The following is an 18,141-nucleotide window of genomic DNA, read 5'->3' as shown; positions in this document are numbered from 1 at the left end:
TAGGTCGTGTTGACTCTAATGGAGGGACTCGACACTAATCATTCTTTATAGCAGAAGCTCGGTATTTTTTTAATACCTTGTGTATCAGGCTGAAATGGAGCGGCTTGCATTTCCTGGGTGATGCACATTTGCTTCTGAGGATCTCTGGGAAAACGGAATGAGCTGGACGAGGGATATCGGTCCGTAGGGTACATCAGTTAAAAGAGTCTCAAAAGCTAGGCGGATGGATTACTGTCCGCCCTCATGATTCCAACAAGAGTTTCGTTTCCTCTTTTGGATATATTGAGCACAATAATTAAAAATGAGATACGAAGGGGAAGGTTTATATGAATGAGATAGAATTAAAACTTAGGAACTTTATTAGTGAATTAACAGAAAACAAGGAGGCAGTTTTCGCACTTGGTTTGGAAGATAGTCTAAGTGATATTGGTTTAAACTCAATAAAATTCATAGAATTAGTTGTAGCTATTGAATCAGAGTCTGGAATTGAATTTGATGATGAAGATTTGGATATAAAGAACTTTGAAAATCTTAATAAGCTAATCAGCTATATTGAAGGGAAAATTTGATTATTTAAAGTAAATCCAAACCATCCAAGAGGGGCTATATTGAATCTTTATACTCATGCATTCAAAATAGCCTCTTGAAGGAGATCAGGGCACGGCTTTTTGTTAACAGGAACTCTTCTCGACGAAAAATAATTGGCACTATGGGATTTCATTATTCTAGGTCTCCATACTTTTTCCTTTTTGATAATTGCAACACAACAACTATGACATGGCCTTGAGTCTTATAGTGATGAAAAACTAATTGGGAGATGAGTTATTTGAGAAGGATTGCATTCTTGTTCCCGGGCCAGGGGTCACAATACCCTGGTATGGGCAAAAAATTGTTCGATCGGTATGATACGGCAAAAGAGGTGTATAAGGAGGCTGATAGGGTTCTGGAATTCGAATTGAGTTCGTTATGTTTCGAAGGATCTAATGAACAACTTCAGCAAACAGCACTCACTCAGCCAGCCATATTAACACAAAGTGTTGCTGCTTACAGGGTTTTTTTACAACAATTTGATATACGTCCCCATTTTATGGCTGGTCATAGTTTAGGTGAAATTACGGCATTGACATGTTCAGGATCAATTTCGTTTGCGGATGCGGTGCGCCTCGTTAACAAGCGGGGCATATTTATGCAAGAAGCAATGTCCACGTTGTCCGGCGGTATGTCAGCAATATCTGGAGTTAGCTTTCAAGTAGTGGACCAAGTTTGTACGGAAGTGTCTTCTGGCACCGATATCGTCTCTATATCAAATAATAATATGCCGAACCAAACAGTAATTTCTGGAACATTATCGGTTTTGGAGCTTGCGGAATCACGCCTTCAACTATTGGGTGCCAGTATATATCGTTTAAAAGTTAGTGCACCTTTTCACAGTGTATTCATGAAAGATGCCGCTCGGAAGTTGGAACAAGAATTAAGGCAAATACGATTGGCAGAGCTGGAGATCCCAGTAATATCAAATGTGCGTGCAATGCCTTATTCAGGGAAATCGGAGATTGTTGAACTGCTAACCACTCAAATGACTAGCCCGGTACAATGGAACGCAACGATGGACTTTTTAGTCAGACAGGGGGTCAATTTCACATTGGAATTGGGACCTCAACGTATCCTGCGAAACATGATGAGAAAGACTTATGCTGGACTTGACAGCCACTCCTTTGATAATGACATTGCTGCCTTGAAAGAGTTATTTTAATCTGAGCAACTGAAATCGTTCTGTTTTGGGAAGTATCTGCGACAAGAATCAGCTCTTCTGAAAAAGTTCTGAGAATTTTGATATCAAGATGGTTGGTCTGGTCAAACATAAATGTTCCATCCAACCATATCCGAACAAAGGCTGTCGAGAAAGTCTCGGCAGCCTTTCTTATGCCCAAAAACTTTAACGAATCAACGCGTTATCACTTTATAATACTGATATAAATTGAGGCGGATGGTATCCCCTAAGCCATTCCGCCACCAAGCGTAAGAAGGCAGCTTTCCTCAAACCGGATATCAAACCTTGCGTTATGATCACCCCGATGAAACCAACTATGACCCCGATTCATTGAAGGATGCGGTACCTGCGTTGAAAGAACCAAAAACTGAAAAAACAAACCAAATCGGATTCATAGAAGCCAATGTGGATACACTGCCCGATGACATCGTCTGCAGATTCAAATAACTCAGTCCCATCACCAAGGATGATTGAAATAGTCCGAGTGCAGCAAGCTTAAGCCATTTGCCAAGGCTGCGAGGGTGCGGCTGATCAATTATTTCCTTTCTGAACTGCTGGACTGAATATATCATGATCGAAGGTATCTCGAAAAACAATCATAAATTAGTATAGCAATCAAAAAAAATGATTTTAAAGAAGCAAGCTGTCATTTTAGAGGGGATATATTCGATCTCATTAATCTCTTATTTGTTTAACATTTTTCCCCAGGCGTCTGTTTACATTTTATGTGTTCTCCACTACGATAAAGAAAGTGTGTAAGTTGAAACAGATTCTATAGGGAGGAGTAAGAAAAATGAGATTACCGATCCAAGAACCCGTATGGTACTCATACCCTGGCATGGTAGCCGTGGTGACTTCACGTTCTAATGGCAAGCAGAACATTATGGCATCCGGTTGGCATACTTACATTGGTTCTTCGCCTAGTATTTATGGAATATCCATTCGTAAAGAAACGTTCACCTATCAGTTGATCGAGCAAAGCGGGGTATTCGGCGTTCACTTTTTACCTGCCAGATGCTCCGAATTAATCCAGGCGGTGGGGACTTTCAGCGGACATGATATCGATAAATATGTGAAGTATAACATTGCCTATGAAGAAGGGCTCAAAGCTGATATTCCGGTTCTCACCGATGCTTATTTCGCTTATGAGTGCAAAGTCATGAACATGACCACCTTTGGCGATCATGAATGGATTGCAGGGGAAATTTTGCAATGCTACCGGGATAGCGAGGTTTTTCTTGACGATGGATTGCCTGATTTTGCAAAATTGGAAATTCCGCTTTACATCGGACGATCCTTGTATCGGGTATTGGATCAAGACGCAAGGGAGAAGAATCATCCTTTATATATGGAGAGATAGCAAAAAACCGCCTTGAAGGGCGGTTTTTTGCGTGCTTAGCGTGCCCAGCTAAGCACGCATCTTCTAGCCGGTGAAAGTCCGGTCATGGGAAGGGCCAAGTCCCCGCGTAGCTTGGATACTTGCGTATGGCAAAATCTGTGCGTAAAAGCTTATCGACCAAAAGTATATGTCAGAGACACAACAGCACAACGACCGTAACGAATCAATCTGTAGACCCCGACTCGTCATCCACTGAACCCCGTCGCGACCCTGTCACACTAAAAATTGTCAGCTGGGCTGGCGAAGACTAACTTCCTCTTTATGAAATGTTTCATCAGGATATCCCTGGATAACAATTGAGAATGTGCCTGTGAATGGCAAACCGGTCATAGAGGTCATCGCCACTCTGGAAGCAGCGGGGACACCGGCAGACCTGTGCTGGCCGGAGACGGATTTGTTTTCCTTTCGTTGATGGAGTATGTATCCAGAAAGAGGCGCCGGAACAGTATTATAAGAAGGTGCGGACAATTATCCCCTGGTGACGGCCAAATTCCTTTTTAATCTGGAACATAATAAAAAATGAACCATTTCAGGTTGTTGTACGTCTAAAATGGAATAATTAATGAAACCAATTATAGAAAGAGGAGCAACGAAAATGATCATGCCTGATAAATTGAAGCTGGCCAATTTGCCGACCCGAATCGAAAGGCTGGACAGGATGTCTGCACAGCTTGGCGGTCCGACGATCTATATAAAGCGTGATGACCAGACAGGTACGGAGCTGACGGGCAATAAAATCCGCAAGCTGGAATACGTCCTGGGTGAGGCCGTCAAGCAGGGGGCCGACACCTTGATTACATGTGGCGGTGTCCAGTCCAACCATTGCCGGACGACTGCCGCGGCCGCGGCAAAGCTGGGCTTGAAAACGATTCTGCTTCTGCAAGGAAACGAAGCTTCTCCCGTGGAAGGGAATTATTTGCTGGATTTGCTTTTTGGAGCAGAAATACGATGGGTGAGTGAACAGGATTACCGCACCCGCCGGAATGAGATGATGCAGCAGATGAAGGAAGAAGCAGAAGCGAAGGGGCATCATGCCTATATCATCCCGGAAGGAGCCTCAAGCGGAATCGGGGCATTCGGTTATTATGCGGCTATGGAAGAAATCCTCCAGGAAGAGCGGAAATTGCAGGTATCGTTTGATGCCGTTGTAATTGCAATGGGATCAGGCGGGACGTATGCTGGCCTCTTTATGGCGCAGCAAATGCTGAATACAGCGCATCAGATTATTGGCATCAATGTCAGCCATCATCCCGGATACTTTCAGGGTGCTGTCGCTCAAGTGCTGCACGAAGCTGCTGTCTATCTGGACAAACCGTTCACCTATAATGACGAAGATATCCGCATTATTGACGGATATGTAGGCCGGGGGTACGCCGCAGGCAGTCCGGAGGAAAGAGCGCTTATCCGGGATGCAGCAGGGCTGGAGGGCATATTGCTTGACCCTGTATATACAGGCAAAGCATTTTACGGACTGGTGCAGGAGATAGGCAAGGGGAGATTTGCCGGGATGAACAATATATTGTTCATCCATACTGGAGGGCTGTTCGGCCTGTTTCCACAAGGGCATGAGTTTCAATTCGTTACACAATAACAGCCGCATAATCTCTACATAGCAAACGTCCGGATGCAGATGAACCGCATCCGGACGGCAATAACGCTCCGCCGGGTTGGATCTATTGCACATCTATTTCCGTTTGGCCACGCGGATGCGGATAGTCGCATACAGGAGGATGGCTGCGACCGGTACCCAGATCAGCTTCACCCCGTACTGGTAAAGCAGGTAGCCGATCTCTTCAACATGGTTGCCGACACCCCGGCCAAGGAAGAAGAAGAGTGCCGTCCAGACCAGACCGGTCGTGCAGGACAGCAGGGCATATCGCACGTATGAAATTTTGCCAAGGCCCATCAGATAAGGGATGACATGCCGGATAACCGGGAAGAAGTAGCCGATACAGAGGGCGAAGCTTCCGTATTGCCGGATCATCCGTTCCGATAGTTGAAGGTAGTGGTCCATCTTCTTTTTCCGGCGCAGCTTTTGCAGAACGGGCGGCCCGAGCAGGCGGCCCAGTATGAACCCCAGCGACAAACCCGATACGACCCCCAGGTAGGTAAGCAGGAAGGCAGGCAGCACCTGAAGGACGCCATTAGAGGTGACGGCGCCGCCGGTCATCACGATGACTTCATCGGGAATCGGGAGGCCGATAATGCCAAGCCAAAGGGCAAAGAACAAGGCGGCATAGCCAAATTGCTGAATGAGGGATAAGAGAGAATCATAGCTCATACATCTAAGCACTCCTGTTCGAATGGGATGGAACCGATACTAGCGGCAGAGGCATATACTTGCTTCTTCCTGCACACATAGACGAAGGCGGGCGGTACATTGAGAGGGACGAAGTGGACATCCTCCATCTCAAATTGCAGGTCAAGCTGCTTCCTCATTTGCTGTGAATATTGGAAGGCAATGAACAACCCGCCCGGCTTTAAGGCTGCTGCAATTTGCTCCATCAGCTTGTCCCGGACAGGCTGCGGAAAATTGAAAAATGGCAGACCGCTGACGATGCAATCGAGCTTCTCATCCTCAAGTCCGTGCTGGCGCAGCGCATCATCTATACAGGAGGCATCCGGGTAGCAGCTAAAATCCGGGTAGTCCTCGGAGAGCCTTTGCCGGAGTCCGGCATCTTTTTCGAATAAGAGCACTTGCGTATGTTTTTGTATGGCTGAGGCAATATACTTGGTTATAGCACCACTGCCCGCTCCAAGCTCGGCAATTGCGGCCGTACGCTCCCATGGTACTTGAGCTGTCATTTTCCGGGCCAGAAAGGCCGAGCTTGGAGTAATGCTGCCGATTTGCTTGGGCATGCGAATGAATTTGGAGAAGAACATCAAGAGCTCGTGTACATTTTTATACATAAAGGGGTACCCTCTTTCCCGTCATTCTGTTTGCTGTACCTATTTTAAGCAATAAAAATGAAGTTCAATTAGGGAAAATTCTTAATTATTTTTAAAGAAATCTTGATAAGAAAATCATAATTGCGGTTTCATTCGTATGCAAGTGCAAAAAGAAGCCCTTTCTGCTCCATTGGTAAAGGAGAGAAAAGGCTTAATGAATTGCTTTTGAGCTGAAAACCTGGGTCTATGGCAGCAGTGGAAGGAGCTTACAGCCGTGTTTTGGGCAAGTCCAGCTTCACATTGAACTGGTCTCCATTTACTTCAATGCTGATATTGCCGCCATGGAGCTCCACAATGCTTTTCACAATCGCAAGTCCAAGGCCGGAGCCTTCGGTATGGCGGGACTCGTCCGCTCTCTTGAACCGCTCGAACAGCTCATCCGCAGCGAAATCAATTTCATAGGAGGATGTGTTCTGGATTTTAAAGTGGACATCACTCTCCGATTCATCCAGATAAATATAAATTCGTGTTCCCGGCAGAGCGTATTTTTTGGCATTGCCGATCAAATTCTCGAATACACGCCAAATCCGGTTTCCGTCCAGATGGGCATAGATATGGGGATTCGCGATTTTCTCCCGGACCGCAACGGATTCGTCTCCGAAGTTGCTGCTTACCTCGGCAATTGCCTGCGTCAGCAAGGTCGCAACATCAACATATTGAATATCCAGCTCCACGGTGCCGCTGGTCATTTTGGACACCTCGAACAGGTCCTCGATCAATGCTTTCAGCCGCAACGCTTTACGGTCCAAAATTTCTACATAAGAACGGGTCTTGTCAGAGGGAAGCTCTTCCTTCTTCAACAGGTCTACATAGTTGATGATGGATGTAAGCGGCGTTTTCAAATCATGGGATACATTTGACACCAATTCGGTTTTCAGGCGCTCGCTCTTCATTTGGTTTTCCAGTGCATCCTGGTAACCCGACTTCATATTATTGATATAGCCTGCCAGCTTGGGCAACGTTCCCTTGCCTTGAACCGAAATGGCGGACTGAATATTGCCCTGGGCAATTTCCCGGGTGCTTCTGACGATTTCAATCAACTGCCGCAGCTTGTTAAGCAAATACGGTATGACAATGAAAAGATATAAAACAAGATACGGTACGACCAGTTCATAGCTGTAAGGGTTATTGACCATAATCCAGATGCAGGTCCCTGCTATAGCCGTCAGTACAAATAAAGTAACAAACTTGAACGTCATTTGGCCGTTAATAAAGAATGTTTGCCACACAGATAGGTATCTACGCAGCAGTTGCAAATAAATCGGGACTACACTGTTATGTTTGCCTGTGCCTGGAGTAACTTGATAGTAAATTTTCCCGGCTAAGATGAGCAGAATCACAACGACAAGAATAGTAATAATCGACTCAAAAGTAAGCATGCTCATCCACAGGATATTATAGATGCGGAGCGCCAGAACAATAAATCCTAACAACAAAGCTCCCAGTATAACCTGATAATCCGGCGAAATCCGGCTCAGCCAATTATTTTTTTTCGATTTTGTATCCAATGCCCCATACCACCTTTAAATATTTCGGATCCTTGGGATTAATCTCGATTTTCTCGCGAATGTTCCGCACATGCACGGCAACCGTATTATCTGAGGCAAAGCTCGGCTCATTCCAGACCTTCTCATAAATTTCTTCGATGGAAAACACCTTGCCCTTGTTTTCCATCAGCAGTTCGAGAATTTTATATTCCTTCGGCGTGAGACGCACTTCCTCGCCGTCCACTTCAACGGTCTTGGTCGTTTTGTTCAGGACAAGCCCTTTTACTTGAAGAATATCCTCGCTTTCGGACATCCGAAATGACCCCAAATTCGTAAAGCGCCTTAGCTGCGATCGTACTCTTGCAATCAGCTCCAGCGGCTCAAACGGCTTGGTCATATAATCGTCAGCGCCTATATTGAGCCCCAGAATTTTATCATTCGCCTCCGACTTGGCGGAGAGCATAATAATCGGGATATTTTGTGTTTCCCGGATTTTGAAGGTTGCCTTAATGCCGTCCATCTGAGGCATCATGACATCCATGATGATGAGATGGATCGTCTCCTTCTCCAATATTTCAAGCGCCTCTGCACCGTTGGAGGCTGTGAATACATCCACATCGTCACTTTTTAAGTAGATAACAAGTGCTTCGCGAATTTCCGGTTCATCGTCTACGACAAGAATATGATGTGCAGCCATTATTTTTTCACCTTCATTATTATTGTGCTTATGCTAAACAGCAGGGCCGCCATGTATCCTGCGCTTGCCGGCCCCGGCGGCTCTGCGACTTCATCCGCCAGCATGGTTGGGGGTGTCTCCGAATCTGTGTAAAATCCATGCACACCGAATCCCTGCAGCAGCTTCATATAGGGAACTGAATTAACGGTATGCACATAGCTTTGTACGCCGGACTGATTTAATGCATGAACCAGATTCGGATTCAAAAATACCCGGTAGACAGGCATCGCTACCGCAGTAAATTGCTTTTCCTTCACAAATTCAACAATGCTTTCCGCTGAAGCAGCAGATTTATAGATCGAATACATTTTATTTGGAAAAGGATAAATGCTCATGACGGCATCGTACATTTCCGGGCTGTAAATCTCGGGAATGATCCTGTCCAGCAAGGCAGGATCAACGGCCCGGGCTTCCTGGACCAGTGTTATGAATTGCTGCTCAATTTTCATCCGATCCGTTTCTTTCGTATCTGTAATCAAATAGAAATCCGGATATTTTTGCATCAGGTCGAGTATATCCGGGAATGAGAGCGGGCGGTAGTGGCCGCGAATAAGCGAGCTTTCGAATTGCGGCAGTGTTAATGCGCGGCCGGAGAGTTCTGCCAAATCAGGCTGGAGGCTCCCGGACCAGTCATGTCTGGCAACAAGATCACCGTCTGTTGTTTGCAGCAAATCCACTTCAAACAAGCGGTGGCCTTTATGATAATTAGTCATAAACGCTTCATAGGAGTTCGTGTAAGTGGAACCTTGAATTCCCCCCAAAGCGTGTGCAATCCATTCGTTTTCTTTCCATCTGCCGCTGTTGTCAGCAGCTGCCTGTGGTGTTCCCGCTGACCAGACCATTCCCCAGCCGAACCAAATCAAACAAACTGCAATGAGTAAACTTAATCGCATGCTTTTCTTGTACATCTGCTTTTCTCCTTTTCTCGTGCCTATGTAAGCCATCTTACAGGGCCGATATTAAGGAGAGGTAAGGAAAAAACGAATGAAATTATGAAGATTATTATAGCATAACCAGACAGACTTAGGATTCATTTACATGCCTTTTGTGTCTTGTCCGCTATGAAAAGGAAGTTGCGACATATTCGATAAAACGCCTGGATGCGGGGGATACATAGCTTTGACTGCGCCACTTCAGCCCGATCTCCCAATACCAGCCGTCGTCGGTAATCGGAATCCAGACCAGCCCTTCCAGCATGAGTCCTAAAGTTTGGGGAAGCACGGAGACGCCAAGTCCGGCCTTAATGAATCCGGCAACCGTAATGAGGTCTTCCGCATCATAAGTGGAGGCCAGCATGAAGCCTGTATGCTGAAACCGGGATAAGATGGTCGCTTTTAATCCGCAGTTATTTTTCAGGCCAATAAACGGTTCACCGGATAAATCCGCCACACTTAATCCGGGGCGGTCTGCAAGCGGGTGTCCGGCGGGAACAACAATGTATAACGGAACCTGCTTCATAATGATCCAATCCTGGCTGTCGCTCGCAGATTCCCTGGATGAAATCATCATATCGGACAAGCCCTGTTCCAATTGCTGTTCAATATCTCCAAGATTGCCTTGTGTCAGCTCGAACCGGACTTTGGGATACTGAGTCTGGTAATTACGGATGAGCTGGGGAATCAGGTCTACCCCTAAAATATTGAGATAGGTGATGGACACCACACCTTGATCAGGGTTCGTCCATTCCTCAATTTCCTGCATGCCATGCTGAATATTACTCAGTGCCTTTTCCACCCAGGCCGAAAACATCTTGCCGTAACGATTCAACTGTACATTGCGGCCGTTGCGCTCAAAAAGCGGCACGCCAATTTCGTGCTCAAGCTTGGAGATCGCATGGCTTAATGCAGGCTGGGTAATGCGCAGCTCTCTGGCAGCCATCGTCATGTGCTCCAGTCTGGCCACAGTCAGGAAATAATCCAGTTGGGTAAGTTCCATTTTTTCATCCTCTTTATATGAATAATAGTAATCAATTAGATGATTATAATAAATTAGACATTATATAAAGTCAAGTTTACAATAACTAATGTGACAAGAACAGTTCAATATTGCCGGCCGGCTAATTCCTAACATGTCAAGCTTCTATCCATCAACTATTATCTGTCAGGAGGAATTATCCATGCACAATTTATATAACCCAGCAACAGAGTTTGAAGGCAAGAAGGTACTCGTTACAGGCGGTACGAAGGGAATGGGGCAGGCTGTCGTACGCAGACTGATGAACTCAGGCGCCGAGGTAATGACAAGTGCCCGATCCAAACCGGAGGCGCTTTTGCCCGGACTAAAGTTCGTTCAGGCAGATTTGGCGACAAAGGAAGGAACGGATACCGTCATTCAAGCTGTGAAAGAGCAGTTTGGAGATATCGATATCATCATTCACTGTGTTGGAGGATCGACGACACCGCCCGGGGGAGCATTGGTCCTGAACGATGAAGATTGGCTGCATGAATTAAGCTGGAATCTGCTTTCTGCTGTGCGGCTCGACCGCGGCCTGCTGCCGCTTATGGTGCAGAAAGGGGCAGGGGTTATTCTTCACTTTGCTTCTATTCAAAGAAAGCTGCCGCTGTATGAAACGACACTGGCTTATGCAGCTGCTAAAGCAGCACTGGTCAATTACAGCAAAGGTTTGTCCAATGAGTTTTCGCCCCGCGGCATCCGGGTTAATACGCTGTCTCCGGGCTTTATTCAGACCGAAGCTGCCGATGCCATGATTGAACGCATTGCAACTGCAACAGGCAGCAGGGAAAGCGCACTGGGGCAGCTCATGGATTCGTTGGGCGGCATCCCGCTCGGACGTCCGGGCCTTCCGGAGGAAGTAGCGGAGCTCGCGGCATTTCTGGTATCAGGCCGTGCTTCATCTATTACCGGAAGTGAATACGTGATTGACGGCGGTACAATCCCGACCGTGTAATAATTTCAATAAATAATTTGTCATTTTTGTCTTCCGGGGTGCCTGTGAGCAGGTGCTCCGGTTTTTTGTGTTTTCGAGTTGGATACCTTCCGTTCTCCCGGCATGTATTGCCTGTAGATCGGGGAATAGTAAACGTAGCATAAAACCGCCGAAACGGCGAAAACTGGCAGGGTGCAAAACTGTTTCTCTGGACTCACACGGTTTGAATTGATTATGATGATGGTGAAATGAGGAAATCTCATCATGAGGGGGAACTTATGAACGAGAACCATAAGCAATCTACATTCGCCATTTGGCTAAGCTTTATAAGCAATATCGTACTGACGGCCATCAAACTAATCGTCGGGCTTGTGTTCAACAGCCCGGTGCTTGTTGCCGACGGGGTTCATAATGCGGGGGATGTCGTGGCGACCGGCGCAGCGCTCAGTTCGATGCGGATCTCCAAGCAGCCTCCGGATCAGGACCATCCGTATGGGCACGGCAAAGCTGAAGTTGTGGGTGCGGGCATAGTGGCGATTATATTGGGGCTTGCAGCCGTGTACATGGCGTATCACTCTGTCATGGTGCTGTTTGATCCGCCCCAGGAGACGACCGTAATCGCACTTATTGCAGCGGCTTTCTCGTTAATTGTTAAGCAACTGCTGTACCGGTACACGATGTCCATTGGGAAAAGGCTGAAAAGCAACGGCCTGATTGCAACCGCCTACGACCATCTGGCAGACGTCTATGCGTCGATTGCCGCGGTAATTGGTATTGGGCTTGCGTTGATTGGCGACCACTATCAGATTGCGTTCTTGTCCTACGGCGATCCTGTAGCTGGGATTGTTGTGGCTTATTTCGTCCTTAAGCTGTCTATTCATATGGGAAGGTCATCTGTGGATGTGTTAATGGAGAAGACGGTTGATGCACAGAAGCTGAACGAGCTGACCAGACTGGTTGAATCCGTCCCTGAAGTCAAACGCATTGACCGAATCCGGGCAAGAGACCACGGCCACTATATAATTGTGGATGTCAGGGTCGGAGTGCCGGGGCACTTAAGCATTCAGACCGGACACGATATTGCCAGGACAATCAAGCAGACCATTATGGAGCAGCATGAGGATGTGGGAGAAGTGATGGTGCATCTTAATCCATGGTATGAGGGCGAGGGCGGGCCGCAAGCTTCTGCGGATAGATAAGTTAAACGAATGAACGTGAAGCAGCCCCGCCGCATGTTTTCGATCATTTTCACTTGCTTGCCAGTTGCTAAAAGCCCTTCCGGGCAGTGTGCCAAAGCGGGAGGGCTTGTTGTGTTTTTATTCAAATTGCTCCTTCATCTCCCCTATAAGCCCGATCCACATTACATAATCCCGCGGTGAATGTTATTATAAATGTAAAGTTCAAGAGCATCAGTAGGCACTTTCATGTTTTCCAGGAACCCGCAGGTTCTATAGCCTGTATGATCTGTCCCCTATGATGCTGGTCATGCCCGAAGTTTTCGACAAGAAACTCCTGGAGTACAAACCGTGCTCCGTCCGCATCTGTATACTCCTTTGTGTAATCTTCTGCAGGGATGACGCGCAGAGCTTCCAGAATTGCAGTCCGCGATGACACGGCGGCCTGAACGATCTCATCCTTTGATCTGCTTAATGCCCATGCTGCAGATTTTTGATTGAAGGCCTCCACATCGATATCTTCTGTCAAGGTCAGAGGCTGTCCAAGCACAATCTTGCGAATGACTTCCTCGTAAAAATATTGGTCCCAGAAAAGAAGATGGGCGACCACTTCTTTAATGGTCCATTTTTGCGGCCCTAGCGGTCTGATCCAGATCTGCTCATCACAAGGCTGGAGTTTCCGGACAAAATCAATGAATGCTCCTGAATTTGAGATTAGCTCTTGTTTGGATTCCATTATGCATTCTCCTTTTATTTTAATCCAACCCATCATAATCCTTAAAGTACGCTTTAAGTCAAGGCTAATGCATCATCATGAACATATTTGGGGACTGAATATTTCTAGCAGGCAACACTAGTCGCAGGAGGATCAGTATGAGCACATTTTTAATCGGAGAAATCTCCAAGCTGTTCCAAATTGATATCCGGACTTTGAGATATTATGACACGATTGATCTGTTCAAGCCGGCTTCTGTGGATGCAAGCACCGGATACCGTTATTATTCCATCGACCAGTTTGAACAGTTGAATACGATTTTATATCTCAAGGCGCTTAATATTCCATTAAAGGATATCAAGAGCTTTCTGGAGCACCGTGACATTGAAGGAATACTGGATTTGCTCCAAAAGCAGCAGCAAAGAACGGAGGAGAAAATCAGGCAATTTGAGCGCATCCGGCAAAAAATAGAAAGCCGCATTCATCAGATCGAAGATGCCTCGAGGCAAGAGGAACTCTACAAAATACGTGAAGTAGAGCTGCCCGAGCGGACCCTGCTTGTTTTAAAACAGAATATTCATAAGAGCGACAACCTGGAAATGCCGATCAGGCTGCTGGAAAACCTGACGAAGATGAACTCCACAATTTTTCTGGGCAAGGTCGGGCTGTCCATCTCCAGGGAGCGCTTGCTGCAAGAGAAGTTCGATGAGTACGATTCGATTTTCGTCACCCTTGAGCAGGAAGCGCCGAAGGAATTCGGAACGGATCTGAAGGTGCTGCCAAAGGATACCTATATTACCCTTCGATTTGTCGGTACTCATCAGGACGCTTCACCGTACTATCAGCAGCTGATGGACTACATCAGGCAGAAGAATGGCCAGCTGATTGAAGATGCCATAGAAATCACCTATATTGATTACGGACTAACCCGTGATCCTGCAAAGTTTGTGACCGAAATTCAATTGCTTGCCAAATAACGGATTGACCCTCTAGCTGCTAGAGGGTTTATTCTTGGCCTATAAGAACTTGGAATAAAGGAGACATCAATCAACATGATCGGAACGATAGTCAATGTGGCAGCCATTGTTGCCGGCAGTATAGCCGGAAGCCTGTTCAAGAGAGGGATGAAGGATTCGTATCAGGATATTCTGATGCAGGCAATGGGACTGGCAGTTACAGCGCTCGGCATCCATGCTATTGTCAAATACATGCCGGCCAGCAATTACCCGGTTCTGTTTATCGTCAGTCTGGCAATTGGAGCATTGATCGGGCAAAGGCTGGATCTGGAGCAGCGATTCCGTCAGCTTGTATCCCGCTTTTCCAAGGGGAATCTGGCGGAGGGGCTGTCGACTGCGATCCTATTGTTTTGCATCGGCACGCTATCCATCATTGGGCCAATTGAGAGCGCCTTGAACGGCAACCATACGTACCTGTTTACGAATGCGATCCTGGATGGAATCACTTCGATCGTACTCGCTTCTACCTTCGGAATTGGCATTATCCTGTCTGCGGCTGTGCTATTATGCTGGCAGGGACTTCTGTATGCCATGGCTGGCTCTATTGCCGGATTTCTGACGCCAGAGCTGCTCACTGAAATATCGATTGTAGGCGGCATATTGATTTTGGGCTCAGGAATCAGTATTCTGGGCATACGAAGCTTTAAGATGATGAATCTGATTCCGTCACTATTGATTCCAGTAGTTTTTATAATTTTGAAAAATGTGCTTGGCCTCTAGTGCTTAGGAGTACAGCAGATGCGCACCACATTAATGATGCGGTATAATAATGGCTTAAGAATAGACATGCAGGCTGCAATTGGCTTGCGGGTAAGAGGTGGAAGTCGTGATATTGGTAAGTTCTTGCCTGGCTGGTCTGGAGGTTCGTTATAATGGGACGCACAGCCTGGACCTTAGAATCCGGGAGCTGATCGAGGAGGGACAGGCGGTCAGCGTATGCCCGGAATTGCTGGGCGGGTTCTCGACCCCGCGGGAGCCTGCGGAAATTGTAGGCGGCAACGGGGAAGATGTACTGGACGGAAAAGCCCGTGTAATGGAACAATCCGGTCAGGATGTGACGGAGCTGTATTTGCGGGGGGCACAACTGACGCTCGATAAAGCGAGACAAGTGAAGGCAAAGGCAGTTGTCCTGAAAGAATACAGTCCTTCCTGCGGCAGCGCGATGATTTACAACGGCCAGTTTGCCGGACAGAAGGAAGCGGGCAACGGAGTGACAACAGCCTTGCTCAGAAGAAACGGAATTACCGTCTTGTCGGAGGAAACACTGGCTTCTTATTTACAGCAGAACCGTTAACGGGTGAAACTGGCTATTCACTCCAGATGAAGAAGGAATTCTGGAGCTGCTACAATCGGCTTCACATGAAAAGGCGCTGTGTCTGTTATAGACGCAGCGCCTTTTGCAGTTGTGCCAATGCCAATCAAGGCATCCTGCGGGAAATCTGTTTCTTATTCATACGTGTCATACAAACTGCGTACAACAAGCTGCTCCTGGAATGCTGCAAGCGTCAGCTTCCCGGACAGTCCGTCTTTGTTAACCGTAACCGTCTTCGTACGTGCTGCTGACAGGTCGAAGATATTGTCGCTGAACAGGGTATCCCCGTCTTTCAGATCCAGCTCTACAAATTTTGCGAAGGCCTGGCTCTCAATTTCAATGATGAACTGGTCTTCCGTCTCAGAAATGCGGGTGCTGATTTGCGGATTCAGGTAATTGAAATGCTTGGATTTCACAAATTGAACCGCACCGCCGCTAACCGAAGCGCCGTCCACGATGAAGTCAAACTCCAGATAGCTCTCTCTCTGCTTGTGCTTCGTATCGAGCACATCTGCGAAATCCAGACTGACAATTTCCTTCGTCGACAGCTCGTCTATGGAAGCGGCCAGCTCTCCGCTTTGAATGACTTCAGAGCGGTTATTAAGCAGGCGCCAGGTCAGCGTACCTGCAACAGGCTTCAGTGTTTCATTGCTCACATGCAGAGCAACCTTTGTTCCTTCTTCGCAGGCGGACGCCAGCACCGGCGCGAAGAAGCGCTTCGCCGAGTAATGTCCGGCTTTCCATCTGCCGAAGTAGTCGAGACTGGACCAGGAAGCGACCGGCCAGATATCATTTAATTGCCAGTAGATTGCACCCATGCATCTGCCGCGGTTTCTTCTCCAGTGCTCGACGGCATTACGCATGCCCTCCGCCTGAATAAGCTGGGAAACGTACAGCAGGGTATCGAAGTTTTTCGGATACTTGAAGTATTCGCTGATGTAGTACAAAATTTTCTCGTTGCCTGTTCCGTTCTTCTGATGATTCTCCATGACATAGGAGAAGATGTTCCGGTCTTCCGGAAGCGTGAACGTCTCTACCGTCTTCAAGGACGGGAAGGACTGCAGACCGAACTCGGACATAAATCTCGGATACAGCGTTCTGAACTCTGTAATCGGCTTGCGTCCGTGCCATACATCCCAGTAGTGCATATCCCCGATATTTTCATTGTTCGGATCATCAAAGTAACCGGTTGAAGACGGGGAAGAGCGCCAGTAGAATGTGTTAGGGTCCACTGACTTGGACAGCTCCGGCAAATACACTTCGAATTGCTTGATGTAATCCTGCTCCAGTTTTTCTCCGTAACGCTCTTTCCAGCCCCAGTATGCCCATGCATATTCAAGCTCGTTATTTCCGCTCCACAGTCCCAGGGAGGCGTGGTGACGGATTCTCTTCATGTTGTCAATGGTCTCCAGGCGAATGCTTTCCTTGAATTCATCGTTAAAGTCATAGTTGCCGCAAGCATACATATGATCCTGCCATACAATCAGGCCGTATTGGTCGCAGAGGTCGAAGAAATAATCTTCCGGATAATAGCCGCCGCCCCATACACGGATACAGTTGTAGTTCGCTTCCACACAGCTCTTGATCAGCTTTTCGGTTCTTTCGAAGCTCAGACGGCCGAATACATTATCTTCCGGCACATAGTTGGCACCCATCGCAAAGATGCTTTTGCCATTGACTTCGAACTCGAAGGATTCGCCCCACGTGTCTTTTTCCTGCTTGATCGTAAGTGTGCGAAGTCCGATAGTCAGGGATTTGTCATCGATTGCCTGCTCCCCGCGGGACAGCTCGACCCTCAGGTTATAGAGCGGCTGGCTGCCATAGTTGCGCGGCCACCAGATTTCAGGTTCGGTAACCTCAAGCGCCAGCGAAGCAATTGTATTGCTTGTCGTCAGCGTTTGCTCCAGCACTTTGCCGTCCGGAGATTCCAGAACAGCGCGCAGGTTAAGCTCGGAGCCGGACCAGTTTTGCAAATCAACCTGAATGTCCAGATTAACCTTATTGCCGGAATGCTTTTGAGTCATATACACGTCATCGATTCGTCCCAGATCATAGCCGCAGATATGGACATTTCTCCAGATTCCTGCGTCAGGGATTTGCGGACCCCAGTCCCAGCCGAACATACTGTGAGCTTTACGGATATGCGAGATACCCGGCACTGCATCGGCACAGCTGGACAGATGAAGTTCCTTCTCCTTTTCCAACGCGTACAGGGTAGCGGATTGGATGACGACATGAATTTCGTTCTGGCCGGATACGAGCACGTTTTTCACATCAACTTCATAGGTTCTGTGCATGTTATCCGCTTTCAATATCGATGTGCCGTTAAGGAATACTTCACATAATGTATCCAGGCCCTCAAAGCGGATCAGAACAACATCATGCTCCAGCATGTCCTTCTCCACAGTAAATTCTCTTTTGTATTCATAATCGAATTTGGACACCTCCAGGGCGTCGAATTCGTTGTCTCTGTAAAAAGGATCTTCCATTTTGCCTGCCTGAAGCAAGTCGTTGAAGACCGAACCGGGCACATTCCCGTTGATCCATTCCGCTTCATCGGTTTTTTTCATGTTCCATACGCCATTCAAGGTTAACAACAGCATGCGATTCACCTGCTTTTTCAAGTAGTTTATTGTGCTATATTGGTATGATCGTGTGGCGGCAAGAAGGGGTGTGTAAGCCACCGACAGCATG

17 protein-coding genes are annotated in these 18,141 nt (G+C 47.2%); 9 read left to right on the top strand and 8 right to left on the bottom strand.

Annotated features, from left to right (window positions below):
- Positions 1-326 precede the first annotated feature (326 nt).
- The 4 genes from H583_RS0111465 (at position 327) to H583_RS0111445 (ending at position 4,761) form a co-directional block, all read left to right on the top strand.
- Positions 327-569 (top strand): acyl carrier protein, encoded by a 243-nt coding sequence (locus H583_RS0111465; protein WP_028560593.1) that lies wholly within the window; start codon positions 327-329, stop codon positions 567-569.
- Between the two features lie 257 nt (positions 570-826).
- Positions 827-1,753, top strand: a complete 927-nt coding sequence (gene fabD, locus H583_RS32635) for an ACP S-malonyltransferase (RefSeq protein ID WP_051236328.1) — start codon at positions 827-829, stop codon at positions 1,751-1,753.
- Positions 1,754-2,564: 811 nt separating this feature from the next.
- Positions 2,565-3,131, top strand: a complete 567-nt coding sequence (locus H583_RS0111450; RefSeq protein ID WP_028560591.1) for a flavin reductase family protein — start codon at positions 2,565-2,567, stop codon at positions 3,129-3,131.
- Positions 3,132-3,765: 634 nt separating this feature from the next.
- Positions 3,766-4,761, top strand: coding sequence for a D-cysteine desulfhydrase family protein (locus H583_RS0111445; protein ID WP_028560590.1), 996 nt, complete (start codon positions 3,766-3,768; stop codon positions 4,759-4,761).
- Between the two features lie 93 nt (positions 4,762-4,854).
- Here H583_RS0111445 and H583_RS0111440 read toward each other — a convergent pair whose 3' ends face one another.
- The 6 genes from H583_RS0111440 to H583_RS0111415 form a co-directional block, all read right to left on the bottom strand.
- Entirely contained in the window at positions 4,855-5,451 is a 597-nt protein-coding gene (locus tag H583_RS0111440) for a DedA family protein (RefSeq protein ID WP_028560589.1), read from the bottom strand.
- Positions 5,448-6,080 carry a class I SAM-dependent methyltransferase gene (locus tag H583_RS32630; RefSeq protein WP_081667140.1) on the bottom strand — a complete coding sequence of 211 codons (633 nt, stop codon included), beginning with the start codon at positions 6,078-6,080 and terminating at the stop codon, positions 5,448-5,450. Before H583_RS32630 ends, H583_RS0111440 begins: the two co-directional genes overlap by 4 nt.
- A 245-nt stretch (positions 6,081-6,325) precedes the next feature.
- Complete coding sequence (locus H583_RS32625; RefSeq protein WP_051236326.1) at positions 6,326-7,627, bottom strand: sensor histidine kinase; 1,302 nt, start codon at positions 7,625-7,627, stop codon at positions 6,326-6,328.
- The gene (locus H583_RS0111425) at positions 7,602-8,303 is read right to left on the bottom strand and encodes a response regulator transcription factor (RefSeq protein ID WP_028560588.1); all 702 of its coding nucleotides are present in this window, start codon (positions 8,301-8,303) and stop codon (positions 7,602-7,604) included. Before H583_RS0111425 ends, H583_RS32625 begins: the two co-directional genes overlap by 26 nt.
- On the bottom strand, positions 8,303-9,250 hold the full coding sequence (locus H583_RS32620; RefSeq protein ID WP_051236324.1) for a phosphatidylinositol-specific phospholipase C/glycerophosphodiester phosphodiesterase family protein: 948 nt from the start codon (positions 9,248-9,250) through the stop codon (positions 8,303-8,305). Before H583_RS32620 ends, H583_RS0111425 begins: the two co-directional genes overlap by 1 nt.
- Positions 9,251-9,401: 151 nt before the next feature.
- Positions 9,402-10,277, bottom strand: coding sequence for a LysR family transcriptional regulator (locus H583_RS0111415; protein WP_028560587.1), 876 nt, complete (start codon positions 10,275-10,277; stop codon positions 9,402-9,404).
- Positions 10,278-10,458: 181 nt separating this feature from the next.
- Between H583_RS0111415 and H583_RS0111410 the strand changes: the two genes are divergently transcribed.
- Together H583_RS0111410 and H583_RS0111405 are read left to right on the top strand one after the other, a co-directional pair.
- Entirely contained in the window at positions 10,459-11,250 is a 792-nt protein-coding gene (locus H583_RS0111410) for an SDR family oxidoreductase (RefSeq protein ID WP_028560586.1), read from the top strand.
- Positions 11,251-11,507: 257 nt separating this feature from the next.
- Positions 11,508-12,428, top strand: a complete 921-nt coding sequence (locus tag H583_RS0111405) for a cation diffusion facilitator family transporter (RefSeq protein WP_028560585.1) — start codon at positions 11,508-11,510, stop codon at positions 12,426-12,428.
- Positions 12,429-12,651: 223 nt separating this feature from the next.
- Here the strand turns inward: H583_RS0111405 and H583_RS0111400 are convergent, their stop codons facing one another.
- Complete coding sequence (locus H583_RS0111400; RefSeq protein ID WP_028560584.1) at positions 12,652-13,140, bottom strand: DinB family protein; 489 nt, start codon at positions 13,138-13,140, stop codon at positions 12,652-12,654.
- A gap of 137 nt (positions 13,141-13,277) precedes the next feature.
- Between H583_RS0111400 and H583_RS0111395 the strand changes: the two genes are divergently transcribed.
- The 3 genes from H583_RS0111395 (at position 13,278) to H583_RS0111385 (ending at position 15,429) form a co-directional block, all read left to right on the top strand.
- Positions 13,278-14,096: a MerR family transcriptional regulator gene (locus tag H583_RS0111395; RefSeq protein WP_036709307.1), complete on the top strand. Its 819-nt coding sequence runs from the start codon at positions 13,278-13,280 to the stop codon at positions 14,094-14,096.
- A 75-nt stretch (positions 14,097-14,171) separates the two neighbouring features.
- Positions 14,172-14,855: a DUF554 domain-containing protein gene (locus H583_RS0111390; RefSeq protein WP_028560582.1), complete on the top strand. Its 684-nt coding sequence runs from the start codon at positions 14,172-14,174 to the stop codon at positions 14,853-14,855.
- A 106-nt stretch (positions 14,856-14,961) separates the two neighbouring features.
- Entirely contained in the window at positions 14,962-15,429 is a 468-nt protein-coding gene (locus H583_RS0111385; RefSeq protein ID WP_028560581.1) for a 2-thiouracil desulfurase family protein, read from the top strand.
- A gap of 152 nt (positions 15,430-15,581) precedes the next feature.
- Here H583_RS0111385 and H583_RS0111380 read toward each other — a convergent pair whose 3' ends face one another.
- Positions 15,582-18,050 (bottom strand): beta-mannosidase, encoded by a 2,469-nt coding sequence (locus H583_RS0111380; RefSeq protein WP_028560580.1) that lies wholly within the window; start codon positions 18,048-18,050, stop codon positions 15,582-15,584.
- Positions 18,051-18,141: the final 91 nt, after the last annotated feature.

Origin of the sequence: Paenibacillus pinihumi DSM 23905 = JCM 16419 (genome assembly GCF_000422505.1) — a bacterium.
Classification (GTDB): Bacteria; Bacillota; Bacilli; order Paenibacillales; family Paenibacillaceae; genus Paenibacillus_D; species Paenibacillus_D pinihumi.
The sequence above is the reverse complement of the archived record's forward strand: the minus strand, read 5'-3'. Positions and strand labels throughout refer to the sequence as shown.